Annotated in this window: 22 protein-coding genes and 1 pseudogene; 13 read left to right on the top strand and 10 right to left on the bottom strand. The window is 65.6% G+C overall.

Translation table 11 applies throughout. The annotated features are described in order from the left end of the window. Positions 1 to 15: 15 nt before the first annotated feature. On the top strand, positions 16 to 579 hold the full coding sequence (locus NNX35_RS05570) for a winged helix-turn-helix domain-containing protein (protein WP_255867204.1): 564 nt from the start codon (positions 16 to 18) through the stop codon (positions 577 to 579). Between the two features lie 77 nt (positions 580 to 656). Here the strand turns inward: NNX35_RS05570 and NNX35_RS05565 are convergent, their stop codons facing one another. Both NNX35_RS05565 and NNX35_RS16155 read right to left on the bottom strand, forming a co-directional pair. Then, a complete protein-coding gene (locus tag NNX35_RS05565) occupies positions 657 to 1427 on the bottom strand; it encodes a DUF1116 domain-containing protein (protein ID WP_255867322.1) in 771 nt (256 codons plus the stop codon). 26 nt (positions 1428 to 1453) lie between these two features. Further along, positions 1454 to 1759 (bottom strand): annotated as a pseudogene (locus tag NNX35_RS16155) (DUF1116 domain-containing protein); the annotation flags it as partial. A gap of 227 nt (positions 1760 to 1986) precedes the next feature. Here NNX35_RS16155 and NNX35_RS05560 point away from each other — a divergent pair. Continuing rightward, entirely contained in the window at positions 1987 to 2661 is a 675-nt protein-coding gene (locus NNX35_RS05560) for a class I SAM-dependent methyltransferase (RefSeq protein WP_255867203.1), read from the top strand. Here NNX35_RS05560 and NNX35_RS05555 read toward each other — a convergent pair. From NNX35_RS05555 to NNX35_RS05530, 6 genes are all read right to left on the bottom strand, one after another. Next, positions 2658 to 3851 carry a peptidoglycan-binding protein gene (locus NNX35_RS05555; protein ID WP_255765507.1) on the bottom strand — a complete coding sequence of 398 codons (1194 nt, stop codon included), beginning with the start codon at positions 3849 to 3851 and terminating at the stop codon, positions 2658 to 2660. The two genes, NNX35_RS05560 and NNX35_RS05555, sit on opposite strands and share 4 nt — an antisense overlap. 6 nt (positions 3852 to 3857) lie before the next feature. Beyond that, entirely contained in the window at positions 3858 to 4184 is a 327-nt protein-coding gene (trxA, locus tag NNX35_RS05550) for a thioredoxin (RefSeq protein ID WP_229951243.1), read from the bottom strand. A gap of 27 nt (positions 4185 to 4211) precedes the next feature. Then, positions 4212 to 5255, bottom strand: a complete 1044-nt coding sequence (trxB, locus tag NNX35_RS05545; RefSeq protein ID WP_255862223.1) for a thioredoxin-disulfide reductase — start codon at positions 5253 to 5255, stop codon at positions 4212 to 4214. 178 nt (positions 5256 to 5433) lie between these two features. Beyond that, on the bottom strand, positions 5434 to 6936 hold the full coding sequence (locus NNX35_RS05540) for an ABC transporter substrate-binding protein (protein ID WP_255765505.1): 1503 nt from the start codon (positions 6934 to 6936) through the stop codon (positions 5434 to 5436). Between the two features lie 166 nt (positions 6937 to 7102). Continuing rightward, positions 7103 to 8716, bottom strand: coding sequence for a murein biosynthesis integral membrane protein MurJ (gene murJ, locus NNX35_RS05535; protein ID WP_255765504.1), 1614 nt, complete (start codon positions 8714 to 8716; stop codon positions 7103 to 7105). A 110-nt stretch (positions 8717 to 8826) separates the two neighbouring features. Then, positions 8827 to 9357 carry an NUDIX hydrolase gene (locus tag NNX35_RS05530; protein WP_255765503.1) on the bottom strand — a complete coding sequence of 177 codons (531 nt, stop codon included), beginning with the start codon at positions 9355 to 9357 and terminating at the stop codon, positions 8827 to 8829. Positions 9358 to 9500: 143 nt separating this feature from the next. Here NNX35_RS05530 and NNX35_RS05525 point away from each other — a divergent pair, with 143 nt between their 5' ends. The 5 genes from NNX35_RS05525 to NNX35_RS05505 all read left to right on the top strand — a co-directional run bounded on the left by NNX35_RS05525 (position 9501) and on the right by NNX35_RS05505 (position 15898). Beyond that, on the top strand, positions 9501 to 11027 hold the full coding sequence (locus NNX35_RS05525) for a CCA tRNA nucleotidyltransferase (protein ID WP_255862224.1): 1527 nt from the start codon (positions 9501 to 9503) through the stop codon (positions 11025 to 11027). Continuing rightward, entirely contained in the window at positions 11024 to 11680 is a 657-nt protein-coding gene (locus NNX35_RS05520; RefSeq protein WP_255765501.1) for a histidine phosphatase family protein, read from the top strand. The genes NNX35_RS05525 and NNX35_RS05520 overlap by 4 nt, the downstream gene beginning before the upstream one ends. Before the next feature lie 691 nt (positions 11681 to 12371). Next, positions 12372 to 12677, top strand: a complete 306-nt coding sequence (locus tag NNX35_RS05515; RefSeq protein ID WP_255862225.1) for a hypothetical protein — start codon at positions 12372 to 12374, stop codon at positions 12675 to 12677. 183 nt (positions 12678 to 12860) lie between these two features. Further along, positions 12861 to 14105: a D-inositol-3-phosphate glycosyltransferase gene (mshA, locus tag NNX35_RS05510; RefSeq protein WP_255862226.1), complete on the top strand. Its 1245-nt coding sequence runs from the start codon at positions 12861 to 12863 to the stop codon at positions 14103 to 14105. Positions 14106 to 14212: 107 nt separating this feature from the next. Then, positions 14213 to 15898, top strand: coding sequence for a formate--tetrahydrofolate ligase (locus tag NNX35_RS05505; protein ID WP_255765498.1), 1686 nt, complete (start codon positions 14213 to 14215; stop codon positions 15896 to 15898). Between the two features lie 92 nt (positions 15899 to 15990). Here the strand turns inward: NNX35_RS05505 and NNX35_RS05500 are convergent, their stop codons facing one another. Beyond that, entirely contained in the window at positions 15991 to 17076 is a 1086-nt protein-coding gene (locus NNX35_RS05500) for an inositol-3-phosphate synthase (RefSeq protein ID WP_255765497.1), read from the bottom strand. Between the two features lie 197 nt (positions 17077 to 17273). On the opposite strand from NNX35_RS05500, the gene NNX35_RS05495 reads away from it, so the two are divergent. From NNX35_RS05495 to NNX35_RS05475, 5 genes are all read left to right on the top strand, one after another. Continuing rightward, positions 17274 to 18734 carry a glycosyltransferase family 87 protein gene (locus tag NNX35_RS05495; RefSeq protein WP_255867202.1) on the top strand — a complete coding sequence of 487 codons (1461 nt, stop codon included), beginning with the start codon at positions 17274 to 17276 and terminating at the stop codon, positions 18732 to 18734. After that, entirely contained in the window at positions 18731 to 19822 is a 1092-nt protein-coding gene (locus tag NNX35_RS05490) for a peptidoglycan bridge formation glycyltransferase FemA/FemB family protein (RefSeq protein ID WP_255765495.1), read from the top strand. Before NNX35_RS05495 ends, NNX35_RS05490 begins: the two co-directional genes overlap by 4 nt. After that, positions 19822 to 21276, top strand: coding sequence for an NAD(P)/FAD-dependent oxidoreductase (locus tag NNX35_RS05485; protein WP_255867201.1), 1455 nt, complete (start codon positions 19822 to 19824; stop codon positions 21274 to 21276). The genes NNX35_RS05490 and NNX35_RS05485 overlap by 1 nt, the downstream gene beginning before the upstream one ends. 420 nt (positions 21277 to 21696) lie before the next feature. Next, positions 21697 to 22641 carry a hypothetical protein gene (locus tag NNX35_RS05480; protein ID WP_255867199.1) on the top strand — a complete coding sequence of 315 codons (945 nt, stop codon included), beginning with the start codon at positions 21697 to 21699 and terminating at the stop codon, positions 22639 to 22641. A gap of 115 nt (positions 22642 to 22756) precedes the next feature. Continuing rightward, positions 22757 to 23947 carry a hypothetical protein gene (locus NNX35_RS05475; RefSeq protein ID WP_255867198.1) on the top strand — a complete coding sequence of 397 codons (1191 nt, stop codon included), beginning with the start codon at positions 22757 to 22759 and terminating at the stop codon, positions 23945 to 23947. A 30-nt stretch (positions 23948 to 23977) separates the two neighbouring features. Here the strand turns inward: NNX35_RS05475 and NNX35_RS05470 are convergent, their stop codons facing one another. Then, complete coding sequence (locus NNX35_RS05470) at positions 23978 to 24298, bottom strand: putative quinol monooxygenase (protein ID WP_227920318.1); 321 nt, start codon at positions 24296 to 24298, stop codon at positions 23978 to 23980. A gap of 100 nt (positions 24299 to 24398) precedes the next feature. Between NNX35_RS05470 and NNX35_RS05465 the strand changes: the two genes are divergently transcribed. Continuing rightward, positions 24399 to 26081 (top strand): ATP-binding cassette domain-containing protein, encoded by a 1683-nt coding sequence (locus NNX35_RS05465; protein ID WP_255867321.1) that lies wholly within the window; start codon positions 24399 to 24401, stop codon positions 26079 to 26081. Positions 26082 to 26088 lie beyond the last annotated feature (7 nt).

The following is a 26088-nucleotide window of genomic DNA, read 5'->3' as shown; positions in this document are numbered from 1 at the left end:
TGGTATTCTGCACACATGACAGACGAGAGCGGTCAGGTCCCTCGGCGGTCAGCGAGTGAGGAAGAGGCGAAGGCCCTTGCCTCGGCAATGCGTATCCGCATTTTGCGGCTCTGCATGAAAGAGCAGCTGACCAACAAGGAAATTGCAACCATGCTCGCCGCCAACCCGGCAACGGTGCTCTATCACGTCCGCAAGCTGGTCTCGGCAGGCTTCCTCGAACCCCAAGAGGCGCGGTCCGGACCGAGTGGCGCATATGAGATCCCCTACCGTGCCACGGGGAAGTCGTGGCGGTTGAATCTCGACGGCCGGGATCTGCGCTTGCGGGGCGCAATGATCGGTGCGTTCGTGTCCGAGGTGGGACAGCTCCCTGCATCGGATCAGGTCGGAATCTCCCGGTTGGGTGTACGCCTCACGGAAGAAGGACATGCCCGGCTCCTCGAACGTGTGCAGGACCTGCTGGATGAGTTCGAAGCCGAAGAACCTCCTGAGGGCAGCACCCATTACTCGGTTTTTATGGCCATCCATCCTGATCGGCACCCGGAGCAGAATCCGGAAAGAGGAGGTGAGGGCAACCCTTGAGGGTTTAGGCGGGTCATATCGGACGAAGACGCCGGGCTGCGAAGCGGCAGGAAACGCGTTGTTTCACGTGAAACGGGTCAGACGATTGACTGCAGGCGCTCGATTGCGTCGATAAAGGGTTGCAGCGGCGGGGTGAAATAAATCGCGCCGGCAAGTCCGCCGCTCCGCAGTGTCGCCCCGATGTGCACCGGAGGTACGAGGCGGCGCTCCACGATCGCGGCAGCGTCCATACCCCAAGGGACCCCGCGCCCGCCCAGTGCCGGAATCCGCATCGTCGGGTGCTCCGACGATGCAACCGCGTACAGGGAGCTCGTCAGTTCCATCATTTGCGCCGGAGTCCCGACGGAGACCGGACTCAGGGCCGGAGCCGCCGCCGCAGCGGCGCCCCCCAGCCCCAGCGTTTCCATAATCAAGCTGTCACCACCGCTGTACCCCAGATCGGCGGGCGTCCAGGGCGCCATGATTCTTCCGGGAAACCCGGAGATCGGCGGTAGGGGTGCGCGGAACCACTGGCCCGGCAAGCCGGAAACCCTGACTGCGAACTCCTTCTCGTTCATAGCCATGGCCGTGACGATTGAGCTCCCTGGAACTGAGTCTGCTCTGTCCGCAATAACCTTTGCGGCTGCCATCGCGACGTGCAGGAAATGGAATTCCGCTGTGTCGAGGTAGGCCAGCAACGCAGGGGTCTCCGGGGCATTGCCCCGGAGGTGGACGAGGCGTTCCAGGACGGCGTTCCGGAACAGCAGCCCGGCAGCAGTCTGCCTGCCGTGCAGTTCGTCGCCCATGGCCAGCGCCTGGGCCATGATCGGCAGGAGCGGTATAGGAGATGCCCGGAGGATACGAGCCAGGGCCGGCGCCCTCGGTCCCTGATGCGGGCCAGGTTGGCGTTGACTGCTGGTCCCTGGGAGCCGAATGTGAGAGCCCGTGTGCCCGCGCCTTCATTCATCCTGCATGTAGCGGTGCGCCCGGACAGGCGGTCCTGTACAACCAGTACGGGCATGGAGGCGGAACAAACGCCCGTAAGCGAACCTACGGCACCGTACTCGTGGCAGGAGGCCAGCCGGATCGCGCCGGAGCGGAGCAAGCCGTCAGCCTCTGCCGGAGAGGCCGCAAGTCCTTCGAATACAGCCGCACCGACAACCGCCAAGCGTTGGCAACCCGTGTAATCCTGCCACCGCATCAGCGGACCCGAGACGAGGATGATGTCCTTGGCCATGCCCGGAACCGCCTCCAGGGCCGGGAGAACGTCGATCAACTCGGGCTCCGCGGAAAGCATTGCCGCGACAGCTGCTTCGTTGGCAGAGAGTCAGAAAGCATCCCTTGTCGTCGTCACATTATTTCCGTCGCCATGGCATTCCCCGGACCGTCATGCCAGAAGCATGGCATACGGCACGGTACGTTGGTGCGATGAACGAGGGAGCCCTGCACAGTGTCCCCGGCGCCGTCGCCCGGGCCTACAACCTTGTTTCCCAGGCCTACGCGGAGCTGATCCCCACTGCCGGCAGGGAGGGAGACCCGGAGGACGAGCAGGACTTGGCCATGGTGCGCAGGTTCGCCGGTTCACTGCCGTCCGGGGCAGCCGTCCTGGACGCGGGGTGCGGAGCCGGCCGAATGATTACCTATCTCGACACCCTGGCGCCGCTGGCCATCGAAGGGTGCGATATTTCCGCAGGCATGGTCCGTCAGGCCCGGAAGGCACATCCGCATCGGAGATTCGAGGTCACGGCGATGTCCTCGTTGCCCTACGGCGACGGGTCATTTCAGGGGGTGCTGGCCTGGTACTCGATTATCCATACCCCGCCTTCAGGGCTGCCGGCGGTTTTCGCCGAGTTTCGACGGATCCTGCGTCCCGGCGGCCGGCTCTTGTTGGGTTTTCAGGCAGGAACGGGTTCCCGTCGAATACCGACGGCCTACGGACATGCCGTGGAACTCACGGGCTACCTCCACGACATCCCGGAAACCGCCGCGCTGCTGGAGGGCGAAGATTTCCAGGTTGATGAACACCTGCTCCGCTCCCCGACAGCTGCGGAACGCTATGCGCAGGGGTTCATCAGCGCCGGGAAAAGCGGCAGAACGGCCTAGAGGCCGGAAACCCGCCTGGTAGCCGGCTCTTCCGTCGGGTTGAACTTGAGGACGTCGTCCAAAGCCAGGGTGCCCGTGGGCTGGTCCTCCTCCTCGAGGAGGTACAGGCGCTGGATGCCAATCACGATTGAATCGGCAACCGTCTGGCGGAAAACCGGATCGGCGAGGCGCTCGGCGTCGTGCGCATTGCTGAGGTAGCCCAGATCGAGACCCACGGAGGGTACACCGGGCACCTTGAGCGTGTCCCAGGTCCGGGCATGCACGCCCAGATTGTCCAAGTCGGTACGGGCACCCAGTTCCTTCAAAAGCAGGACCGCGGCCCGGTGGCCGATGGGGGAGCGTGCCTCACCGGTACCGGGTAGGCCCCAGTAGTAGGCTGCCATCCCCGAGGCGGCCTGCTGGTCCAGCCAGTCACAGTGGATATCCAGGTTCAGGCTGGGCACGTTCCGCCGAGACCCCGATTCGGTGGCCGCACCGCTTTGCTGCGGAACCAGCCGGGCACCGAACTCACGCAGGATGCGTTCCACACGCCCGGCGATGTCCGTGGTGACCAGCAGCTCGGTCAGCGGATCCCCGCTGAGCCGCTCGACGCCGTGCGGAGACACCAGCCGCGCACGGCCGATGTTCACGGAGATAACACGTCCGCGCAGGGCCGCGGTGGATCGGTCCAGCCGTTCGTAGTCGCGCAGGGCGAACGCCTGGCTGGGCGAGATGGCGCGGTTCACGCGGGACATGGAACGCATGGTGTCGGCGTCGCACACACCGGTGCCCGGCAGCCCGAGGTTCTGCTGCAGCTCGGCCACGGCGTAGCGGGTACGCACCCCGAAACTGCCGTCGATGTGGCCGTAGTAGAACCCCAGGTGGGACAGGTGGCGCTGGAGTTCGGCGACGTCGTCGCCCCGCAGCTGCCCGCCCTCAACATAGTTCAGCGTCCGGTCGCCAAAGCGGAACTGCGCTTCGGACAAGGCCCGCTGGGTGTCCGGACCGGCAACGCCGTCGACAATCAGGCCTCGGCTCTGCTGGAACGCGCGGACCGCCGCGTCAACGTGGTCATCGAAAATGGTCGGATCGTTTACCGCGTCCGGTGCCAGGTAGGACAGGGTGACGCCGGCGCGCAGCAGCGCTTCACGAAGCGCCACCACACGCCGGCTGGCATCCAGCCTCCGCAGGCTTTCACCATGCACACTCATTGCTGTTTACTTCAGGAAGGCCGCGAATTCCTGCTCCAGGACCTGCTTCGGCTTTGCGCCGATGGAAGTCGCCGCAACCTCACCGCCCTGGAACACGTACACCGCCGGGATGGAGGTGATGCCGTACTGAGCGGCGATCGCGGGGTTTTCATCCACGTTCACCTTCACAACGTCCACCTTGTCGCTGTACTGGGCGGCAATGTCGTCGAGGATGGGGGACAGCATGCGGCACGGGCCGCACCATTCAGCCCAGAAGTCCACGATTACGGGCTTGTCCGCGGTCAGGACATCGGTACCGAAAGAAGCATCGGTTACTGCTTTTGCACTGCTCATTTTTGCTCTCCTAAGCGAGGAACGGAATTAGAGGGCTGCGTGTTCGGAAACAGCCTCGGACGGCGGGGTGGGGACCTCCGCCGCGGTGGGGACGGAATCGCCCAGATCGGCGAGGTAGTGTTCGACGTCGACGGCGGCCACACAGCCGGAGCCCGACGCGGTGATGGCCTGCCGGTAGGTCGGATCGATGACGTCGCCGGCCGCGAAGACGCCCGGAAGGGACGTCTTGGAGGTGCGTCCGAGGACCGCGATGGTGCCCTCCTCGGTCAGTTCAAGCTGGCCGCGGACCAGGTCCACCCGGGGGTCGTTGCCGATGGCCACGAACACACCCGTGACGGCAAGCTCGGATTCGGAACCGTCCTTGGTGCTGCGCAGCACGAGGCCGGTGACCTTGTCCTCGCCGCGGATGGCGGCTACTTCAGAATCCCAGGCGAAGCGGATCTTCTCGTGGGAAAGGGCCCGCTCCTGCATGATCTTGGAGGCCCGCAGGCTGTCGCGGCGGTGCACCACGGTTACCGAAGAAGCGAACTTGGTCAGGAACAGTGCTTCCTCCAAAGCGGAGTCGCCGCCGCCGATGACGGCGATGTCCTGGCCCTTGAAGAAGAAGCCGTCGCAGGTAGCACACCAGCTGACACCGCGGCCGGAAAGGCGCTTCTCGTCCGGCAGTCCCAGTTCACGGTAGGCGGACCCGGTGGAGATGATGACTGCGCGGGCGCGGAAGGTCTCGCCCGTGCCGATCGTCACCGTTTTGATGTCGCCGGTCAGGTCCACCTCGGTGACGTCCTCGAAAAGGATTTCGGTGCCGAAACGGGCGGCCTGCTTTTCGAAGTTGGCCATCAGGTCCGGCCCCATGACGCCTTCGGGGAAGCCGGGGAAGTTCTCCACATCGGTGGTGTTCATGAGCTCCCCACCGGCGGTGACGGAGCTCGCAATCAGGAGCGGCTTCAGATTGGCACGTGCCGCGTAAACGGCTGCCGTGTATCCGGAAGGGCCGGAACCGACGATGATGACCTCGCGGACGTCGCCGGCAGCAGCGGCGCCGTCTGTGGCAACGGAGTTTGCGGTGCTCACTGGGGGGTGTTCCTCTTCCTTGTTGAACTACAGTGTCGAACTAAAAATACGGACCGATCCGAAAGGACCGGTTCATAAGTGGATCACCCGGCACAACGGATACCGGGTCCAGCTTATTCCGGCAGCCCGGCGCTGGACATGCTCATCACAGCCGGACGGCCGGTCCGGAGCGTAGTAGTCAGGACACGCCGATTTCGGCGATCCTGAGTCCCCACGGGTAAGCAGCCTGGACCCCGTTAAGCCGGGGCAGCTGCGTGAAGTTGACGATCACGTAGCGGGCAGTGGCAGCCTGGCCATCCGTCTTCGGCACCGGAATGCTGGTGGTGGGACCGGTAAAGCCGCTCTGGGCAACCGACGTCGCACCCTCCAGGTCCGGAGTGTCGTTGAGCATTACGGAGAAGCTGCCGCCCGTGCCGTTCAGCTGGGTGATGTTGACCTCGTTGACCGCCGAATCCGCACCCAGGTCCACCACCAAGGCCAAGCTGGGGGCGAGCCCGCCGAACGTGTCACTGGCGTAGACGTAGCTGGACCAGTACGAGGACGGGTTGCCGTCGATGATCTGCGGCAGCGCGCCGTCGTTGGCCGAATCAAGCTGCGGATTGCCTGGAACCAGACGTGTGATGCCTGCAATCTCCGGTGCCGGTGCAGGTGCGGCGGCGTCCGCGCTCGGGGCGGCCTGTGCAGCCTCCTGCGTGGGGGCGGTGGATGCACCGGCTTCCGGGTCGGATCCGAAGATATCGCCCATTTTGCCCAGCTGGGAAACCGCCAGCACCACTGCGAGGACAAGCACGAGGCTCAGGACCGCTCCGATAAGCACGCGGCCGGACTTGCGGTTCGGCTTCTCCTCGGCGCTGTCCTCTTCGTAGTCGTCGTCCGGATCGCCGTACCCGTAGCCGTCATCGTCGTAACCGCCTGCCGCCAGGGCGGACTTGGGGAAGGTCGACGCAGAGCGGGAGTTCCGTTCCGGAACCGGTGCCGACTGGGGCTCGTCATCTTCCCACTTGGTGACCTTTGCCGGCCGGGCTTCTGCGGCGGACTGCTTGGGCCGGGTAGTGGGAGCCGGGGGAACGTTGGCACCGCCGGTGGCGGCCTCTGCCGGAGCGTCGGCGGCCTCGCCGAACTGAAGATCGCGCTCCGCCGCAGCGGCCCCGGCTCCGGTTCCGGCAGCAGCCCCGGCTCCGGCAGCAGCAGCGTTGCGTCCGAACCGGGGGAGCTTGGGCTTGTGCGACCCGGAGAGCAGCGGCTTGCGCGGCTCGCGCTCCTCATGTTCGACGTAGCGGTCTTCTTCGACGGTTTCCGGTTCGCGGGAACGGGGCATGCCGAAGATTTCCGAGCCCAGGGTGTCGGTGAAGAAAGGCTCGACGTAGGGGGCATCGCGCTCAATCACGAGATCCAGGAGATCCGCCGCGCTGGCGGTATTCGTGATCAGGTACGTGCGGCCGTCGCTGACGCCCAAATCCAGCACCTGGACATTGCCATGGCGTTCACCGGTGGCGATTTCGCGGGCGCTTGCCGAGACCTGGCTGGCATTCATGGGGGCGGCTACGAGGATGCTGACGGAACGGTTCAGGACCTGGTCCACACCATCGAGCACCATGTCCTGCTCAGCTGAAGCGAGTACAAGGGCTGTCACCTTGTAACGTCCGCCCAGCACTGAACCGACGTCTACGGACTGTGGCACGTGTTCCTCCCATGAAAACGGCAATAAGACTGCGTCAGGCTTATCTGACATTGCGTACTCGGATGTTCGTTCACGGACACGGAACACGGCCGGCTGCCGCAGTCCTGAACTGCCTGCTTTGTTCCCATGCTACCCGTGCCGAAAGCAGAATGCCGGAAGCGGCACTTTAGGGAGTCCGCCGGAGTTTGGCAAGGAGCGGTGCCAGGAACGCGTCCAGCTCGGAGACCTTCAGAACCCGCAGCATGAAGTAGTACGCCACGGCCATCAGGGAGCCGCAGACCACCAGGACCACTGTGGCGGAAGGCACCGACTGCCAGGCGAAGCCGTCGGCCGAGTACCCGCCCAGCAGGGCCAAGGCGGCCGAACCGACGGCGCCGGCGGCCAAAGCGGCAACCACGAGCCGGACATGGACGTCGAAGACCCGGGCTCCGCCGTAATCGCCGAGGCTGCGGCGGAGGAAAATATGGCTGAGGACGACGGCCGCGACGTTGCCCAGGGAATAGGCAATTGCCAGGGCGAAGATGATCTGGTCCGCCGGCAGGGCGGCCGCCCCCAGGGCAAGCGCAATGCCGAAGGCCGACAGGATCAGCTGCATAACAAGCGGGGTTTTCGCGTCCTCGTTGGCATAGAAGGCACGGTTCATCAGGAAGGTGGCACTGAGGAAGGGCGCGGTGATGGCCAGCAGCACCAGCACCTGGGCCTGCAGCGCGGCGGAAACATTCGATCCGCCGCTGAACCAGATGCTGATCGGTCCGGCCAGGACAATCAGCACCGCAGAGCAAAAGACAGTGGCCACCCCGATGGCCCGGAGCCCCTGCGAAAGGGTCTCCCGGACGCCGTCGTAGTTTTTCTCCGCATAGGCGTGGGACATCTGGTTGAAGAGCACCGTGGCGAGGGACAACGTGATGACCGAGTGCGGAATGATGTACAGCATCGACGCCGTTTCCAGGTTCATCTGCCCGGCAATCTCACGGCCCATGGCTTGGTATTCGGGCCGCGCTTCCGAGGCGATCGTGGCCACGGCCGTGTAGACCAGGTAAGCGCCGTTGCCCACGAGCATGGTGATGATCGTCCACTTGGCCACCTTCCCGGTTTCCCTCAGGCCCACCCCGCGAAGCCCGAACGAGGGACGCAGCCCCAGGCCCAGGCGGCGCAGCGGGACCAGCAGGACCACTGCCTGCATCACAATGCCGAGGGTGGTGCTGCCGGCCAGGATGAGGGTGGCCTGCGAAGTCCAGTTCTCCGGCGAGAACGACGACGTCTCCTCCCTGCCGATGAACGTAATGAAGACGAGCAGGCCGGCGATCGCGATGATGTTGTTGACCACGGGCGCCCACATATAGGCGCCGAACCTGCCGTTGGCGTTGAGGATCTGCCCGATCACCGCATAGGCGCCGTAGAAGAAGATCTGCGGGAAAAGCCAGTAGGCGAAGGTGGTCGCCAGCGTCAGCTGGTCCGGGCCCAGCGACAGGACCGTGGACAGGATCACGGGTGCCGCGAGCGTGGCCACGAGGGCTATGCCGGCGAGCACGAGGAGACAGAGCGTGAGGATCCGGGAAACGTACTCGGCGCCCCGGTCAGGCCGCTTGCTCGCCTTGATGATCTGCGGAACCAGCACTGCGTTGAAGACACCGCCGGCCACCATCAGGTAGATAAAGTTCGGCAGCACGTTCGCTGAGCTGAAGATATCGGTGACCAGTCCGGTGCTGCCGATGGCGATTGCCAACAGGGCGGTGCGGACCAGTCCAAGGACACGGGAAACCAGGGTTCCCGATGCCATCACAACACTCGAACGCGTAGTACTGGGGGCTATGTTCTTTTCGGCCATCGTGACCCTATGTTCTCACCTCCGGTACGGATTGCCTCAAACGGCGCTGCGCACCGGGGGAGTCACAGGTAGCGGGGGAGGATCTCGCGGGCGAGGTCCGCGATGCGGCGCTCGTTGGGGAAGGAGAGCCTCCGGCCGAGCTCCGCCAGCGGAACCCAGGCGACGTCCACAGCTTCGTGGTCCGGATCGTTCTCGATGGTCAGGTGCCCGCCGCAGGCTTCCAGGAGGAAGTGGTGGACCGTCTTATGCACCCGGTGCCCGCTGACCGTAAACCAGTAATCGATGCTGCCCAGCGCCGTCAGGATGCGGCCGTCGATGCCCGTTTCCTCCGCAATTTCGCGGATGGCAGCAGCCTGGCTGTCTTCGTCGTTTTCCGGGTGGCCCTTCGGCAGGCACCATTCCAGCCGGCCGCCGCGGTTCAGGCGGGCAATAATCGCCACGTGCAACTGCTCCGTTGAGGTGTCGACCACAATCCCGCCGGCAGAAACCTCCTCCACCGTTGGGAGGGGGGCATGTACCGAATGCGCACCGGCGCCACCCATTGACGCAGTCAACGGGGTCCGCTTGGGCGCGCTCGGTACGGGATGGGCCATACTCCCACTGTAACGATCTTTGCCGGGGGATGATGACTGTTATGCGGGCTGCCGGAGAGGAAGCGGGAACCCTCGGCGTGTCCGCGCTCCGGCTCCCACCCCTTGTCGGCCTTCACCGTTTTATCTGGCAGGCTTAAAGCACTATGGTGCACCTTTTTGATAGTTCGGCCTTGAAGTCCCCGTTACCCGAGGTGATCCCGGAACTCGGGGCGCGTTTCGAGGATGCCGGGTACGAGCTTTCGCTCGTAGGCGGTCCCGTCCGCGACCTGTTCCTGGGCAGGGTTTCCCCGGACCTGGATTTCACCACCAACGCGCGCCCGGACGACATCATCCGGGTGATCAAGGGCTGGGCCGACACTTACTGGGAGATCGGCCGGGAGTTCGGCACCATCGGAATGCGCAAGGACGGCTTCCAGGTGGAGGTCACCACCTACCGTGCCGATGCCTATGATCCCGACTCCCGCAAGCCCTCCGTGGCTTTCGGCGACAAGCTTGAAGACGATCTGTACCGCCGCGACTTCACCATGAACGCAATGGCGCTGCGGCTGCCGTCGATGGAACTGGTGGATCCCTTTGGCGGAGCCCGCGACCTGCATGCCGGTATGGTGCGTACCCCCGGTGCGCCGTCGACGTCGTTCTCCGACGATCCGCTGCGCATGATGCGGGCCGCACGGTTCGCCTCCCAGCTGGGCGTGGAGGTGGCGCCGGACGTTTTTGAAGCGATGCGGGACATGGCCGGGCGGATCGAAATCATCTCCGCCGAACGGGTCCGGGACGAATTGACCAAGCTGATCTGCGGCAAGGCGCCGTGGACCGGCGTGAACCTGCTCGTGGAGAGCGGCCTGGCCGACCACGTGCTGCCCGAGGTCTCGGCACTGCGCCTCGAGATTGACGAGCACCACCGGCACAAGGACGTGTACCAGCACTCGCTGACGGTCCTCCGCCAGGCGTGCGAACTGGAAACCGACAGCGACGGTCCGGTGCCGGCACCGGATTTCGTGCTGCGCTTCGCGGCCCTGATGCACGACGTCGGAAAACCCTCCACCCGCCGTTTTGAGTCAACCGGATCCGTGAGCTTCCTGCACCACGACGCCGTCGGCGCCAAGCTGACCGCGAAGCGGATGAAGGCCCTGCGGTTCGACAATGACACCATCAAGGCCGTGGCCCGGCTGGTGGAACTGCACATGCGCTTCTACGGCTACGGCGATGCAGGCTGGACCGACTCGGCAGTGCGCCGCTACGTCAACGACGCCGGTCCGCTGCTGCAGCGGCTGCACCGGCTCACGCGCTCCGATGTCACCACCCGCAACCGCCGCAAGGCCGAACGGCTGGCTTTCGCCTACGACGATTTGGAGCAGCGCATTGCTGTCCTGGCCGAGCAGGAAGAGCTGGCCGCGATCCGTCCGGACCTGGACGGCGAACAGATCATGGCCCTGCTGCAGATCCGTCCCGGGCCGGTGGTGGGCCGCGCGTACCGGTTCCTGCTGGAGGAACGGATGGAAAACGGTCCGCGGAGCGAGGCCGAAACAGCGCAGCTGCTCCGCGCCTGGTGGGCGGAACAGCCGGAGAACCCGATTGCTGCCGCTGGCACAGCACCTGATACAACGGAAAAGGAACCCCAGCGGGAACCGGAAGTATCAGGTACGAATGTGAAGGACAGCGAAAAATGAGCAACGGGGAAAACTTCGGACCGGCAGTTCCGGACCTGACTCCGTCCGGAACCCGGCTGCCCCGCCTCTGGCTGCTGCGCCACGGGGAAACCGAATGGTCCCGGGAAGGCAACTACACCGGCCTGACGGATATCCCCCTTACGGCCGAGGGGGAAGCCCAGGCTGAGGCCGCGCGGGCCAAGATCGGTCCGGTGACCTTTGACCGGGTACTGACCTCTCCGCTGATCCGTGCCCGCCGCACCGCCGAACTGGTGGGTTACCCCGACGCCGAGGTGGTTCCGCACGCCCACGAGTGGGACTACGGCGACAACGAGGGCCGCAACAGCCGGCAGGTCCGCGCCGAGAATCCCGGGTACCTGATCTGGAAGGACGGCGTGCCCAACGGGGAGACCCTGGCACAGGTTGCCGCACGGGCCGACCTCATCATCTCCTCCGTGCAGGCCGGCTGCGGCACCGAAATGGACCGCGACCCCGAGGCGACGCCGGTGGAGAAGGTCCTGCTCGTGGCGCACGGCCATTTCCTCCGTATCCTGGCGGCCCGCTGGCTCGGCCTTGCCCCGGAGATGGGCCGGCACTTTGCGCTCAGCACCGCAGCGGTCTGCACCCTCGGTTGGGACAAACACACGCCCGCCGTTGTCGGCTGGAACCTCTAGTACCGCGATACGGCCCTGCCCGCACGACCCTGGAATAAAAGTTTTTTAGGGAATTTTGTGAAAGTGCTTGGCAGGGCCACGAACTCTGTTGTACCTTTCTTTTGCGGGCACATTAATTGTCCGCAATAGACCGAACTGGATTCCCTGCTTATGTAGCTGCTTCTGCAGCCACGCCAGGCTCCAGTACCCCGGGTACCGCGAACAGGAGGTGGAGATTGATGAACACTAATGGAATTCACATCGTAGTTACCGGTGGCAACACCGGCGGCAATCTCCGGCCGTCCTTCCGGAATCCGCAGGTACCGCCTTCGGTCCTCCCCGGTCGGCCCTATGCCGCTTCCCGGTTTACCGTGACTGCCAGCTGGTCGGCCGTTTCAGCGTAAACGCTGCCGGCCCGGCAAGCCGTCCACGCCACCGGGGCAAGCACCGCGCACTTCCGTCCGACTCCACACCCGCTCTTTGGGCACCCCTCGTTTCCAGGGGAAGTTGGCGGAACCCGTGTATCGGGTGTGTGCGGAACCGCAGCCGGAATTCCCCTTTGAAAGACATTGCCGCGTCATGGTCGGGTATTTACCGCAAATCGCCTTGACGTCGCTTTAACGTCCTTTATTGGTTTCCTGCGTCATTTCGACGTCCTTTTATCCGCTTATTCTTTTGCGCCCTTTTTTGCGCCTCCCCGTCGGAGCTTCCAATGCCTGAATTGCCCCTGCCCAATACCACTCTGCCCAAAACCAACCAACCCGGCCCACGGCCCGGACTTCCGGACCGGCTGCCCTATGACGCCGCCGGCAGCGACGAGCCGCTGCTGCCCCGTGCCCGGCCTCCGGAACAGGCCGCTCCTGTCCTGCGACGCGCAGCCAAGGGGGTGTACACAATGCTCAAGCGCCTGCGGAGCTCCTTTCTCCGTTCCAATGCCGTCCACCATGCCCGGATGGACGCGGCCCTGAAAGGCGAACAGGGTCACCTGCTGATGCACTACTTCAATTCCGTCAAGTAATCGAAGTACCCGCCCGGACCTGGTCAACCGTCACTGCCCGGCGCCTCCCTTGGGGTGCCGGGCAGTGCCGTGCCCGGCGTCCGGAGGCGAGGGGACGGACGTGTTCTGGCTGACAGGAAACAAAGCTCGAGCCCGTGGCGTTATAAAGTCGATAGAGAAGATAACGGTCAGGAAGGGAGCGAAGTGCCCCAGGTCAAGCGTGTGGCCATGCTCTCCCTTCATACCTCCCCGCTTGAACAGCCCGGGTCCGGTGATGCCGGCGGCATGAACGTCTACGTCCGGTCCGTCGCCCTCGAACTGGCACGCGCAGGTACTGAGGTGGAGATCTTCACCCGGGCGACCGACCCGCTGCAGACCGCCGACGTTGCCCTGGCCCCCGGGGTGAAGGTTCGCCACGTGGTTGCCGGTCCCGTCCGCAAGGTGGCCAAGGAACAGTTGCCGTACCTGGATCTGGCCGGCGCGGTGGCAGAAGCGCAGCCGTTCCTGCTGGACGGCGGTTTCGACGTTGTCCACTCCCACTACTGGGTTTCAGGCGCCGCAGGACTATCCGTGGCGCAGCAGTGGGACCTTCCGCTGGTCCACACCATGCACACCATGGCTCGGGTCAAGAACCTGCAGGGGCAGCCCGGCGAGGCGCTCGAGCCGCAGATCCGGATCGACGGCGAGGAGCAGATAGTCCGCGGCGCCACCCGGTTGATAGCCAATACCAGCACCGAGGCAGCCGAACTGGAAACGCTCTACGGAGCCGATCCGGAGTCTGTGGACGTGGTGGCGCCGGGCGTGGACCTGAATGTGTTTTCACCACGCGGCAGGCCCGGAGTGCAGGCCGGAATGGGCTTCCTCCCCGGGGTCTTCCATGTGGTCTTTGCCGGCCGGATCCAGCGCATGAAGGGCCCTCAGATCCTGGTGGAGGCCGCCGCCGAGCTGCGCCGCCGCCGGCCGGACATTCCCCTGCGCGTAAGCATCCTCGGCGCCGGCAGCGGCTCCTCCGTGCTTGACCTGGCACCGCTGGTCCGCCGGCTGGGACTGCAGGACACGGTGTCCCTGCGCCCGCCGGTCGAGCCGCACCAGCTCGCTGCCTGGTTCCGGTCCGCCGACGTTGTGGCCGTGCCTTCCTTCAGCGAATCATTCGGCCTGGTTGCCCTCGAGGCCCAGGCCTGCGGCACCCCTGTCCTCGCCGCCAACGTGGGCGGGCTGCCCAAGGCCGTGCGCAACGGCAGCAGCGGCGTTCTCGTTGACGGCCACGCCCCGGGCCGGTGGGCCGCCGAACTGGAGGCACTCTACGACGGCACCGACCGCCGTCGTGCGCTCGGAGAAGGCGCGGCCGCCCATGCCCAGGCGTTCGGCTGGCGCCGGACAGCCATGCTGACGGCGGAAAGCTACCGCGAGGCAGCGGACCAGTTCGCCAGCCGTTCCGTGCGCAAGTAGGCCGAAGCAGCCCCCGCGGGCCGGCACTGCTGGTAGCTTGGCTTCCATCCAGCGACCAGCAGCCGTCCAGCGAATCCGTTGACGGCACAGCGGAAGGAACGCAGAACATGCGTATCAGTGCCGATATGCCCTCGGACCTCGAAATTTCCCGGGCGGCCCGCCTGCTGCCGATCACGGAGATTGCCCGCGCCGCGTCGATTCCCGACGCCGCCCTGGAATCCTACGGACGGTACAAGGCGAAAATCGACCCGGCGCTCCTGCGGGAGGATTCGGTCCGCGGCCGGGTGGTCCTGGTGACGGCCATGAGCCCCACGCCTGCCGGTGAAGGCAAATCAACTGTGACGGTGGGTCTGGCGGACGCCCTGCACCGGGCCGGGGAAAACGTGATGATTGCCCTGCGTGAGCCGTCCATGGGTCCGGTTCTCGGTATGAAGGGAGGCGCCACCGGCGGCGGCTACTCGCAGGTGGTGCCCATGGAGGACATTAACCTGCATTTCACCGGCGATTTCCACGCCATTACCTCGGCGAACAATGCACTGGCCGCACTGCTGGACAACCACATCTTCCAAGGCAACCAGCTGGGCCTGGATCCGCGGCGCATCACCATCAAACGCGTCCTGGACATGAATGACCGCGCCCTGCGCGACGTCGTCATCGGCCTCGGCGGACCGGCCCAGGGCGTGCCGCGGCAGGACGGCTTCGACATCACCGTGGCCTCGGAGGTGATGGCTGTTTTCTGCCTCGCCCGGAACCTGGCGGACCTCACGGAACGCCTGTCCCGGATCACCGTCGGCTACACCTACGACCGGCGGCCCGTCACCGTTGCCGATCTCGGCGCGCAGGGCGCCATGACGCTGCTGCTGCGCGACGCACTGAAACCGAACCTGGTGCAGACCCTGGCCGGTACCCCGGCCCTCGTCCACGGCGGGCCGTTCGCCAACATCGCGCACGGCTGCAATTCGGTCATTGCCACGTCCGCTGCCCTCCGCCTGGCCGACCTCGTTGTGACGGAAGCCGGGTTCGGGGCGGACCTCGGGGCGGAGAAGTACCTGGACATCAAGTCCCGGGTGGCGGATGTCGCCCCGGACGCAATAGTGGTGGTGGCCACCGTCCGTGCCCTGAAGATGCACGGGGGCGTGCCCAAGACCGGCCTGGCGGCGGAGAACCTTCCTGCACTGCGGGCCGGCGTCGTCAACCTGCACCGGCACCTGGAGAACGTCCGCCGGTTCGGGATCAACCCCGTGGTGGCGGTCAACCGCTTCAGCACCGATACGGATGCCGAACTGCGCTGGCTGATGGACTGGTGCGCCGAGCAGGGCGTCAGCGCCGCGGTGGCCGAGGTGTGGGCGCACGGCGGCGGCGGAACGGGCGGCGATGACCTTGCTGCGGCGGTGCTCCGGGCCCTGGAGCGACCGGCGGACTTCCGGTTCCTCTATCGGGACGAGCTGCCGGTGGAGCAGAAGATCCGGGCCGTGGCCCGGGAGATTTACGGTGCCGCCGACGTCGAATTTGCCCCGGCCGCGCTGCGCCGGCTGGAGGAGATTGCGGCGCGGGGACTGGAGCACCTGCCGGTCTGCATGGCCAAAACGCCGTACTCCTTCTCCGACGACCCCGCGGCCCTGGGCGCGCCGTCGGGCTTCACCCTGCACGTGCGGGATCTGTCCATCAAGACCGGGGCCGGCTTCGTGGTGGCCCTGACCGGGGCGGTCATGACCATGCCGGGATTGCCCAGGGAACCTGCGGCGCTGCGCATGGGTGTCGCCGCGGACGGGACGCCGAGCGGACTTATCTAGGATTCAGGTTCGGGGCCCGGGGGAGGACCGGGCACGGCAAGGCCCCCGGTCCCGGAGCGTTCCGGGGACGGGGGCCTTGTGCTGCCGGGGTCCTAGCGCTCGACCTCGCCGCGGATGAACTGCTCTACCTTTTCCTTGGCGAGGTCATCGTTGTACTGCTCCGGCGGCGACTTCATGAAGTAGCTCGAGGCCGAGAGGATGGGCCCGCCGACGCCGCGGTCCAGGGCGATCTTGGCGGCACGCACGGCATCGATGATGACGCCGGCGGAGTTGGGGGAGTCCCAGACCTCCAGCTTGTACTCCAGGGACACCGGAGCGTCGCCGAAGTTGCGTCCCTCGAGGCGGACGAAGGCCCATTTGCGGTCATCGAGCCACGCGACGTAGTCCGACGGGCCGATGTGGACGTCGTCGGCCTTCAGGTGGGCCGAGGTATTGGAGGTGACGGCCTGCGTCTTGGAAATCTTCTTGGATTCCAGGCGCTCGCGTTCGAGCATGTTCTTGAAGTCCATGTTGCCGCCGACATTCAGCTGGTACGTGCGGTCCAGGATAACGCCGCGGTCCTCGAACAGCTTGGCCATGACGCGGTGCGTGATGGTGGCGCCGATCTGGCTCTTGATGTCGTCGCCGACAATCGGCACGCCGGCGGCGGTGAACTTATCCGCCCACTCCTTGGTGCCGGCAATGAAGACGGGCAGCGCGTTGACGAAGGCGACACCGGCGTCGATGGCGCACTGGGCGTAGAACTTCGCAGCCTGCTCGGAACCGACCGGCAGGTAGCAGACCATAACGTCCACCGCGTTGTCCCGAAGGGCGGCAACAATGTCCACCGGCGACGCATCGGATTCGGTGATGGTTTCCCGGTAGTACTTGCCCAGCCCGTCGAGGGTGTGCCCGCGCTGCACGGTGATGCCGGTCTGCGGGACGTCGGCGATCTTGATGGTGTTGTTCTCGCTTGCGCCGATCGCATCAGCCAGGTCAAGGCCGACTTTCTTGCTGTCGACGTCGAACGCGGCAACGAACTGCACGTCATTGACGTGGTATTCGCCGAACTTCACGTGCATCAGGCCAGGGACGGTTTCGTTGGGATCGGCGCTTCGGTAGTACTGGACACCCTGCACCAGCGAAGCTGCGCAGTTTCCAACACCGACAATTGCCACCCGGATGGGGTTCTCGGACACGGTTCTCCTTTGAAGAAAAATGTTGAACGCTGCGCCCCCGGCGCAGACAACCTCCACAGTCTACGTGCTTGGCATCACATCTTCGGTTTGGGTCCGGACCGCCGGGTCATCAAGGGGCATTTTCCCTCGTTACCCCGTCCGTTTCCCCGGTTCCCCGCCGGGACCGAAGCGGTGGTTCGCTAGTGGATACTGGACCCATGCAGCCCAACTCCCGGCGCGGCCCGCAGCGCATTGCGGCGCCCTCCCGCAACGATCCGTTCCTGAGGAAGTTCGCGGAAGGCATCGGCGGCCCCATGGGCCGCCACGCCGCCCCGGGCATGGTCTCGCCCGGATTCTTCACCGTGGAACGGGTGCTGGTCCTGTTCACGATCGTCTCCGCGCTGCTGGCCGTCCTGGTTAAGACTCCCTGCCGTGCGGGCGGTTGGGGCACTCCGGACCAGTTTTACTCCGCCTGCTATTCGGACTGGCCGGAGCTCTTCCGTACCCGGGGGATAGGCGACGGCGTTTTCCCGTTCCTGACGGAGGGCACCCTTTTTGAGTATCCGGTCCTCCTGGGACTCCTGGCCGGTGCCACCGCACTGGTGGTTCCCGGCGAAGGCGGCACGGCCCTGAGGTCGCTGCAGTATTTCGACGTCAACGCGCTCCTGGCCACGGGGGCCTGGATTGCCACGGTCATAGCAACCATGCGCCTGGCCGGGCGGCGGCCATGGGACGCAGCCATGGTGGCCGTCGCCCCGGCGGCGATCCTGTCGGTGTTCATCAACTGGGACATTTTCGCAGTGATGCTGGCCACGGCCGGCATGCTGGCTTTTGCCCGGAACCGTCCGGTGGCAGCAGGAGTGCTGATCGGGCTGGGCGCCGCATTGAAGCTTTATCCCGTGCTGATTCTCGGCGCCGTGCTGGTGCTCGCGCTGCGGACGCTCCGCCTGCGGCCGGCGGTGCTGACCTTCACGGCTGCGGCAGCAACCTGGCTGGCCATCAACCTGCCGTTCCTGCTCCGCGATTACGAGTCCTGGCGCTTCTTCCTCACGTTCACCGCGGAGCGCCCGGCGGGCTACTCGTCGATCTGGTTCGCCTGGAACCTGACCGTGGAGCGGGCCGGCGGAACCGGCGTCGGACCCGAATTCATCAATCTGTGGGCTTACCTGCTGTTTGCGCTGGCGTGCCTTGGAATCGCCGTGCTGGCGCTGCGCTGCGGGCGCCGGCCGCGGCTGGCGCAGCTGGTTTTCCTGATTGTGGCGGCATTCGTCCTCACCAACAAGGTGTACTCGCCGCAGTTTGTCCTCTGGCTCATTCCCCTGGTCGCCCTGGCCCGGCCGAGGTGGCTCGACTTCCTGATCTGGCAGTTCTTCGAAGTGATGCACTGGTGGGCTATCTGGATGTACCTCGCGAAAGAGACCTCCGGCGGAGCGGCCGAGAACAACCTCGATTCGCCCTACTATGTGCTGGCGGTGCTGGGCCACGTGCTGGCCACGCTCTATCTGATGTACCGGGTGGTGTCCGACATCCTGGAGCCCGACGGCGACCCCGTGCGCCGGCACGGCGTCGACGATCCGCAGGGCGGACCGTTCAACGGCGCCCCCGACCGCTGGGCCCTGCGGCGGCGAAGGCCGGTATCCTTGGAAACGCATGCGGCCCCGGCGAAAGAAGCACAGTGACCCCCGTTCCATACCGTTCCGAGCAGCTCAGCCACGAGGAGTTCGAGGCGCTCGCCGCCGCGCACCCCGATGTGGTGATCCCGCTGGAGCAGACCCCCTATTGGGCGGATTTTGAGCGGAAGCTTGGCCGCAGCCCCTACGGCATCTGGGCCTATTACGACGGCGGCACCCTGGTTGCCACCGCCAGTTACCTCCGCTCCGAACGGCGGCTGCGGCCGTCCCTGGTGGTCGTTAACGGCCCCACCTGGTTCACCACGCGCACGCACAACGCCGAGGCCCGGCTCGTTTCCACCGTGCAGGAACAGTTCCGGGCCGATCCCGCCGTGGACCCGCTGTACATCCGGATGCAGATCGCGCATCCGCAGCCACCCGTCACCGGTCCACTGGAACACGGCTGGTACGAACGGGAAATCGTCGTCGACCTGACTCCGGATACGGACGAAATCTTCGCGTCTTTCCGTTCCAACGCGCGGAACCTGATCCGCAAGGCGGAGAAGCTGGGCGTCAAGGTCCAGACCATCGAGCGCGCACGCTGGGCGGAGGTGTTCCGCACCGAACTCTTCCCCATCATGCAGGAAACCGCTTCGCGGGACGGCTTCTCGAGTTTCGAGTCCTCCTTCTACGAAACCCTGCTCACCGAACTCGGTGACCATCTGCGCCTCATGGTGGCCTACATGGACGGACAGGCCGTGTCCTGGCTGATCACCACCGAGTACCGCGGCTATTCCGTCTACTACTTCGCGGCGAGCTCGCACAGCGCACGCAAGACCAACGCGCCCTACCTGCTGCTCTGGGAGGCCTTCAAGGTCCTCAAGGAAGCGGGCAACACGGCGTGCGGGCTGACCGGGATCGTCAGCGACAACTACCCGAGCCTGATTAACGTCACCACGTTCAAGCGGAACTTCTCCAAGACCGTGGTCACCATCCCCACTACCTATGACGTTCCCCTCCATCCGCTGCGGTACGCTCTGGTGGCAAACGCCCTGAAGCTGCGGCGCGAGGCGCCCGCGAAGCTGCGCAGCCTGCCGGCTTCTGCCAAGGGTCTTGCCGGCCGGATCCCCGGACGGAAGGGCGAAAAGGCGGCCTAATGAGCGATGTCAGTGTAGTCGGGGCCGGTCCCAACGGACTCGCGGCGGCGGTCATCATGGCCCGCGCCGGCCTCAAGGTCGAGGTGTTCGAAACCCAGTCCACGGTGGGCGGCGGCAGCCGCACCAAGGAACTGATGGCACCCGGCCACCTGCACGACATCTGCTCCGCAGTGCACCCCATGGCCCTGGCCTCTCCGTTCTTCCGCAGCTTCGGACTGGACCGGCGGATTGACCTGGTGGTGCCGGAGATTTCCTACGCCTCACCGCTCGACGGCGGACGCGCCGCACTGGCGTATCGGGACCTGGACCGGACGGTGGAGGGACTCGGAAGGGACGGTGCCGCCTACCGACGGCTGATGGAGCCATTGGTCCGGCGCAGCGAAGCAGTCACTGAACTGCTGATGGGTTCCCTCCTGAGCGTCCCCCGGGATCCGATTGCGCTGGCGTGCTTCGGCCTGGCCGCCCTGGACCAGGGCACGCCCCTGTGGAACCGGCGGTTCGTGGAGGACGCTGCACCGGCGCTGCTCTCCGGCGTAGCGGCGCATCCGGTGGGGAAAATGCCGTCCCTACCCTCCGCCGGAGGCGGTTTGATGCTCGGGACGCTCGCCCATTCAGTCGGCTGGCCCATCCCGGTAGGCGGTTCCCAGGCCATCGCCGAGGCGATGGCCGACGATCTGCGGGCGCACGGCGGCAGGATCTCCACCGGCCACCGCATCACCTCCCTGGACGAGGTGGCCGGCTCCCGGGCCGTCATCCTCGATGTCTCCCCTTCGGTGCTGCTGGAGCTGGGCGGGGACCGCCTGCCGCCGCGCTATGCGCGGGCGCTGGAACGCTTCCGCTACGGCAATGCCGCCTGCAAGGTGGACTTCATCCTCTCCGGTCCGGTCCCTTGGGCGAATCCGGAAATGGCCCGTACCGGCACCGCCCACCTGGGCGGCACCCGGGCGGAACTGGCCGCAGCGGAGGCCGACGTCGCCGCCGGCCGGCACCCGGCCCGCCCCTACGTCCTGTTGTCCCAGCCCAGCGGCTTCGATCCCACCCGGGCCCCGGCGGGCCGTTCCGTGCTGTGGTCCTACTGCCATGTGCCCGCCGGATCCACGGTGGACATGACGGAAGCGGTCACGGCGCAGATCGAGCGTTTCGCGCCGGGCTTCCGGGATGTGATTGTCGATTCGCGGGTGACGACGGCGGCGGATTTGGCCCGGTACAACGCCAACTATGTGGGCGGGGACTTCGGCGGCGGGGCAGTGACGCTGGCCCAGATGCTGATTCGGCCGGTCCTGTCCCCGAAGCCGTGGCGTACGGCGCTTCCCGGTGTCTACCTCAGTTCGGCCTCCACCCCGCCGGGGCCGGGCGTCCACGGGATGGGCGGCCTGCATGCTGCGAAGCTGGCACTGGAGGACGTGTTCGGGCTGCCGATGCCCTCACTGGAACCTGCGCAGGGAGCCCGCTAGGGACCTCCGCCTCCCGGTTATCCGGGGTTCCTCGGCACCCCGATTCCAGCCCTGCCGTGATTGTGACCCATGCCATAAAGCCTTGTATGTTATCCGGTACCGGCACCGTAGCCGGGTACTTGAACTGGGGGACAAGTCATGGGGGACAGACAAATGGATAGCCACGGTCCGGTTGTTGGCGCACAGGGGAACCAGGGGGCTCCGCCGCCGCCCGGTCCGGGCGCCGAGCAGCAACAACCACAGCAGCCGTACCAGCCCAATCCCCCTGCTCCGCAGGCACCGGGACCGCAGGGGCAATGGCCCCAGGCGGCTCCTCCGCCACCCGGGGGACCCGGACTGCCGGGACAGGCATCGAAGCAGCCGAACCCGAAGCGGCGTAAAGGCCTGATCATTGCTGGCAGCGTTGCGGCTGGATTGCTGGTGATTCTGGGCGTCGGAGGGTTCTTCGGCTACAAACACCTCAGCGAGACGACTTACAGCCCCCGGGTGCAGGCAGAGGAATACCTCCAGGCACTCGTCGACGCGGACGTTGAACGCGCCATGGAAATGGCTCCTGCCACCGGGGATGAGCTGGACTACTCGTTGATGACGAACGAAATTTACTCGAAGGCCACCGACAGGATCAGCGGATTCGAAGTGACCGATGTGGTGGTCAACGACGGCACCGCTGACGTGACCGTGGACGTCAAACAGGGGGACGACACCCAGGCCATGAAGCTGGAACTGTCAGAGAACGGCACGGAGGCAGTGTTTTTCAAGAAGTGGAAGCTGGACGCCCCGCTGGGCTCCTGGTCGCTGCGCTACACGCTGGATGAGGATGCCTCCGAACCTGCCGTAAACGGCGTCAGCGTGGAAATGCCCGAGGACGGCAGGAAGCTGGCCGTGCTGCCGGGCGAGTACACCTTCAATGCACCTACCGGAACGAAGTTCGTCAGCTACGGCGGGGACGAGAAAATGTCCGTCCGCCTGGACGGCCAGGAATCATTGATGGGGGTCGCATTCATCCCGGAGATCACGGACGCGGCGCGCGAGGAGATCAAGGCCCAGACAAAGGCGCACATGGAAAGCTGCCTGAAGCTGACGGAACTGCAGCCCAAGGGCTGCCCCAACCAAGCGGACGGCGAGGATCCCAACAACTTCCGCAACATCAAATGGAGCATGGCCAAGGAACCCGCTTACGAGTCGATTGAGGGGGACCCGTCATTCCCGTTCTCGGTGGAGCTAGTAAACGGGCAGTTCACCCTGGATGCGGAAATGAAGGAGGGTGACGAGTGGCGGGCCATGAAGGGAACTGTTGAGCTCTACTCGCTGCCCGCCATGGTGGACATCCAGGGCGAAACGATCACCATGACTTTCGCCGACTAGCAGCAGGCGGCCCCGCCGGATCCGGCGGGGCCGTAATTGTTACCTCCGTCATAAAACCCGATAAGTTATCGAGTGCCGGCCGCGCAGCCGGGTACTTGAACCGGGGGAACAAGTCATGGCGGACCAGAATGTCGATTACTACGGGCCGGGGGCGGGGGCAGGGGTGTACCCAGCCTCGCCGCCGCCGGGTGCGGGCAGTGAAGACCGGCAGCAGTGGCCAAAACAGCAGTGGCCGCCGCCGCCCGGACAGAACGGCATGCAGGGACAGGAACCGCCCAAAGCCGACCCGTCGCAGCGCAACACCCTGTTGATCGCCGCCGGCGTTACCGTCGCCGTGCTGGCGGCATTGGTTGCAGGAGGCTACTTCGCTTTCAGGCACTTCAACGAGACCGTGTACGGCCCGCAGGTGCTGGCTGAAGAGTATCTTCAGGCAATTGTCGACGGTGACGTGGAACGGGCCATCGGCATGGGTCCCGACCTTGACTGGGAGGACTACTCCCTGATGACCAACGAGGTGTACACCGAGGCGGAAAACACAATCACCGGCTTTGAAGTGACCGATGTGGTGGTCACCGACGGCCAGGCTGACGTGAGCGTGGACATCGAACAGGGCGGCGACAGCCATGCCGTAACACTGGATCTGCGCACCGCCGGCAGCGAAGCGTTGTTCTTTCGGAAATGGAAGCTGAATATCGGCCTGGGGAGCACCCAGGTGCACTACATCCTGCGGGGAGACGCCACTGCCGTCGCTGTCAACGGGGTGGACATCCCAGGCCAGGACATGGAGGCGCTCCGCAGAAGCACGGTGTTTAATTTCCTGCCCGGCGACTACATCCTGGGTGCCGCTACCGGCAGCCCTTATTCCGGCTATCCGGACCGGGTGGTGAGCGCGCGCCTGAACCCGGACGGCGCTGCGGCTGTACGGGCGGGAACCGTCGACCTGAAGCCGCAGGTCACGGAAGCCGGCCGCGGGGAAATCGAGGCCGGGCTAACGGCGCACCTCGAAAAGTGCATGAAGGCGACTGAACTGATGCCGAAGGGCTGCCCGAACCAGTGGACGGCCGAGGATCCGGATAGTTACCGGAACATCTCCTGGAGCATGAAGACTCCGCCCACCCTCGACCCCATCGAAAGCGATCCCACGGGACCGTTCTCGGTGCGGGCCGTGGACGGGGAATTCATCCTGGACGCCGAAGTGAATCGGGGCGGTTCGTGGCAACCGGAGCGGGAGAGCTACCAGCTTTACTGGATGTACGCCGAAGTGGAGATCAACGGCGAGGAACTCTCCCTCACCTTCGCTGACTGACAGCACTCCGGCTCCGGACGAAAAGCGGCCCTATTCGACCGTCAGCTCACCCATCCGGGACCATTCTTCGCCCTCAATGACGGTGTTGATGATCTTCGGGGTTTCCACCAGCGCCGGGACCATGTCCTTCATGGCCTGCTGGAAGTGGTCGCTCTGGACGTGGGCGGCCGCGGCATCGTCCTTGAACGCCTCCACGAGGACAAACTCGTTGGGGTTTTCCAGGCTCCGGGACCAGTCGAACCAGAGGTTCCCCGGCTCGGCCCGGGTGGCTTCGGTGAAGCCGGCGGTCAGTTCCGGCCAGCGCTCGGTCCACTCGGGCTTGACGAGGAACTTGACGGTTATGAAGATCATTTCAGTCCTGCTTTCGCTGATTCTCGGGGTTTTCATCGTATGCCCCGACGGCGGCACCGGGCCACCGGAGGGAGGGACGGAAGGATGGGAAGATGGGTACGTGGCGCACCTCGACGTATCCAACATTGACTATTTCCTCTCCGACGGACGGCAGCTGCTCAACGGCGTCAGCTTCAAGGTCGGCGACGGGCACAAGACCGCTCTGATCGGCCCCAACGGCACCGGAAAAACCACCCTGCTCCGAATCATCGCCGGTGACCTGATGCCGGACGAGGGCACGGTTTCCCGGTCCGGGAACATGGGCATCATGCGCCAGTTCGTCGGGCAGGTCCGGGATGACAGCACGGTCCGCGACCTGCTCGTCTCGGCCGCGCCGCCGGCACTTGCTGCCGCTGCCCGCGAAGTGGACGCCGCCGAGCTGGCCATGATGGAGCACGACGACGAGCCCACCCAGATGCGCTACGCCACCGCCATCACCGAATGGGGCGACGTCGGCGGGTACGAGCAGGAGACCGTCTGGGACGAGGTGACCATGGCGGCGCTCGGGCTGCCCTTCGACCGGGCGCAGTACCGCAAGGCCGCCACCCTTTCCGGCGGCGAGCAGAAGCGGCTGGTCCTGGAAGCGCTTTTCGCCGGCCCCGACGAGCTCCTGCTCCTGGATGAACCGGACAACTACCTCGACGTGCCCGGCAAACGCTGGCTCGAAGGAAAACTCGCCGCCTCCAAGAAGTCCGTGCTGTTCGTCAGCCACGACCGGGAGCTGCTGGACAACGCCGCCACCCGCATCGTGACCCTGGAGCCGGGCATCAACGGCGCCTCCGCATGGATCCACGGCGGCGCATTCGGCAGCTACGTCAAGGCCAGGGAAGACCGCAACGCCCGGTTCGAGGAACTGCGCCGGCGGTGGGACGAGGAGCATCTCAAGCTCAAGGAACTCGTCAACATGTACAAGAACAAGGCCGCGTTCCGCTCCGACATGGCCAACCGCTATCACGCCGCCCAGACCCGGCTGGCCAAGTTCCTGGAAGCCGGGCCGCCGGAGGCCCTGCCGGTGGAACAGAACGTCAAGATGCGGCTGCGCGGCGGCCGCACGGCCAAGCGCGCCGTCGTCGCCGAGAAGCTGGAACTGACCGGCCTGATGAAACCGTTCAGTACCGAGATCTGGTTCGGCGACCGGGTGGGGGTGCTCGGCTCCAACGGCTCCGGAAAATCCCACTTCCTGCGCCTGCTGGCCCTGGGCGGCAGCGATCCGGACCGGGAACACGAGCCGGTGTCGGAGGTGGAGCTCGCCCCGGTGCCGCATGCCGGCTCGGTGAAGCTGGGTGCCCGCATCCGGCCCGGGTTCTTCGCCCAGACCATGATGCGCCCGGACCTGGCCGAACGGACCCTGCTGGACATCCTGCACCGCGGCGACGAACACCGGTCCGGGCTGGGCCGCGAAGCAGCCGCGGGCGCCCTGGACCGCTACGGGCTGGCCTCGTCTTCGGAGCAGAAGTTCGAGTCGCTCTCCGGCGGCCAGCAGGCGAGGATGCAGATCCTGCTCCTGGAGCTGTCCGGCGCCACCCTGCTCCTGCTGGATGAGCCCACCGACAACCTGGACCTGCACTCGGCCGAGGCGCTGGAAAAGGCCATTGACGCGTTCGAGGGGACCGTCCTGGCGGTCACCCACGACCGCTGGTTTGCCCGCAGCTTCGACCGGTTCCTGGTGTTCGGCTCCGACGGCAGGGTCTACGAGTCCGAGACGCCGGTCTGGGACGAGAAACGCGTGGAGCGCGTGCGGTAGGGGACAA

The organism is Arthrobacter sp. zg-Y844, assembly GCF_024385465.1.
Classification (GTDB): Bacteria; Actinomycetota; Actinomycetes; order Actinomycetales; family Micrococcaceae; genus Arthrobacter_B.
The sequence above is the reverse complement of the archived record's forward strand: the minus strand, read 5'-3'. Positions and strand labels throughout refer to the sequence as shown.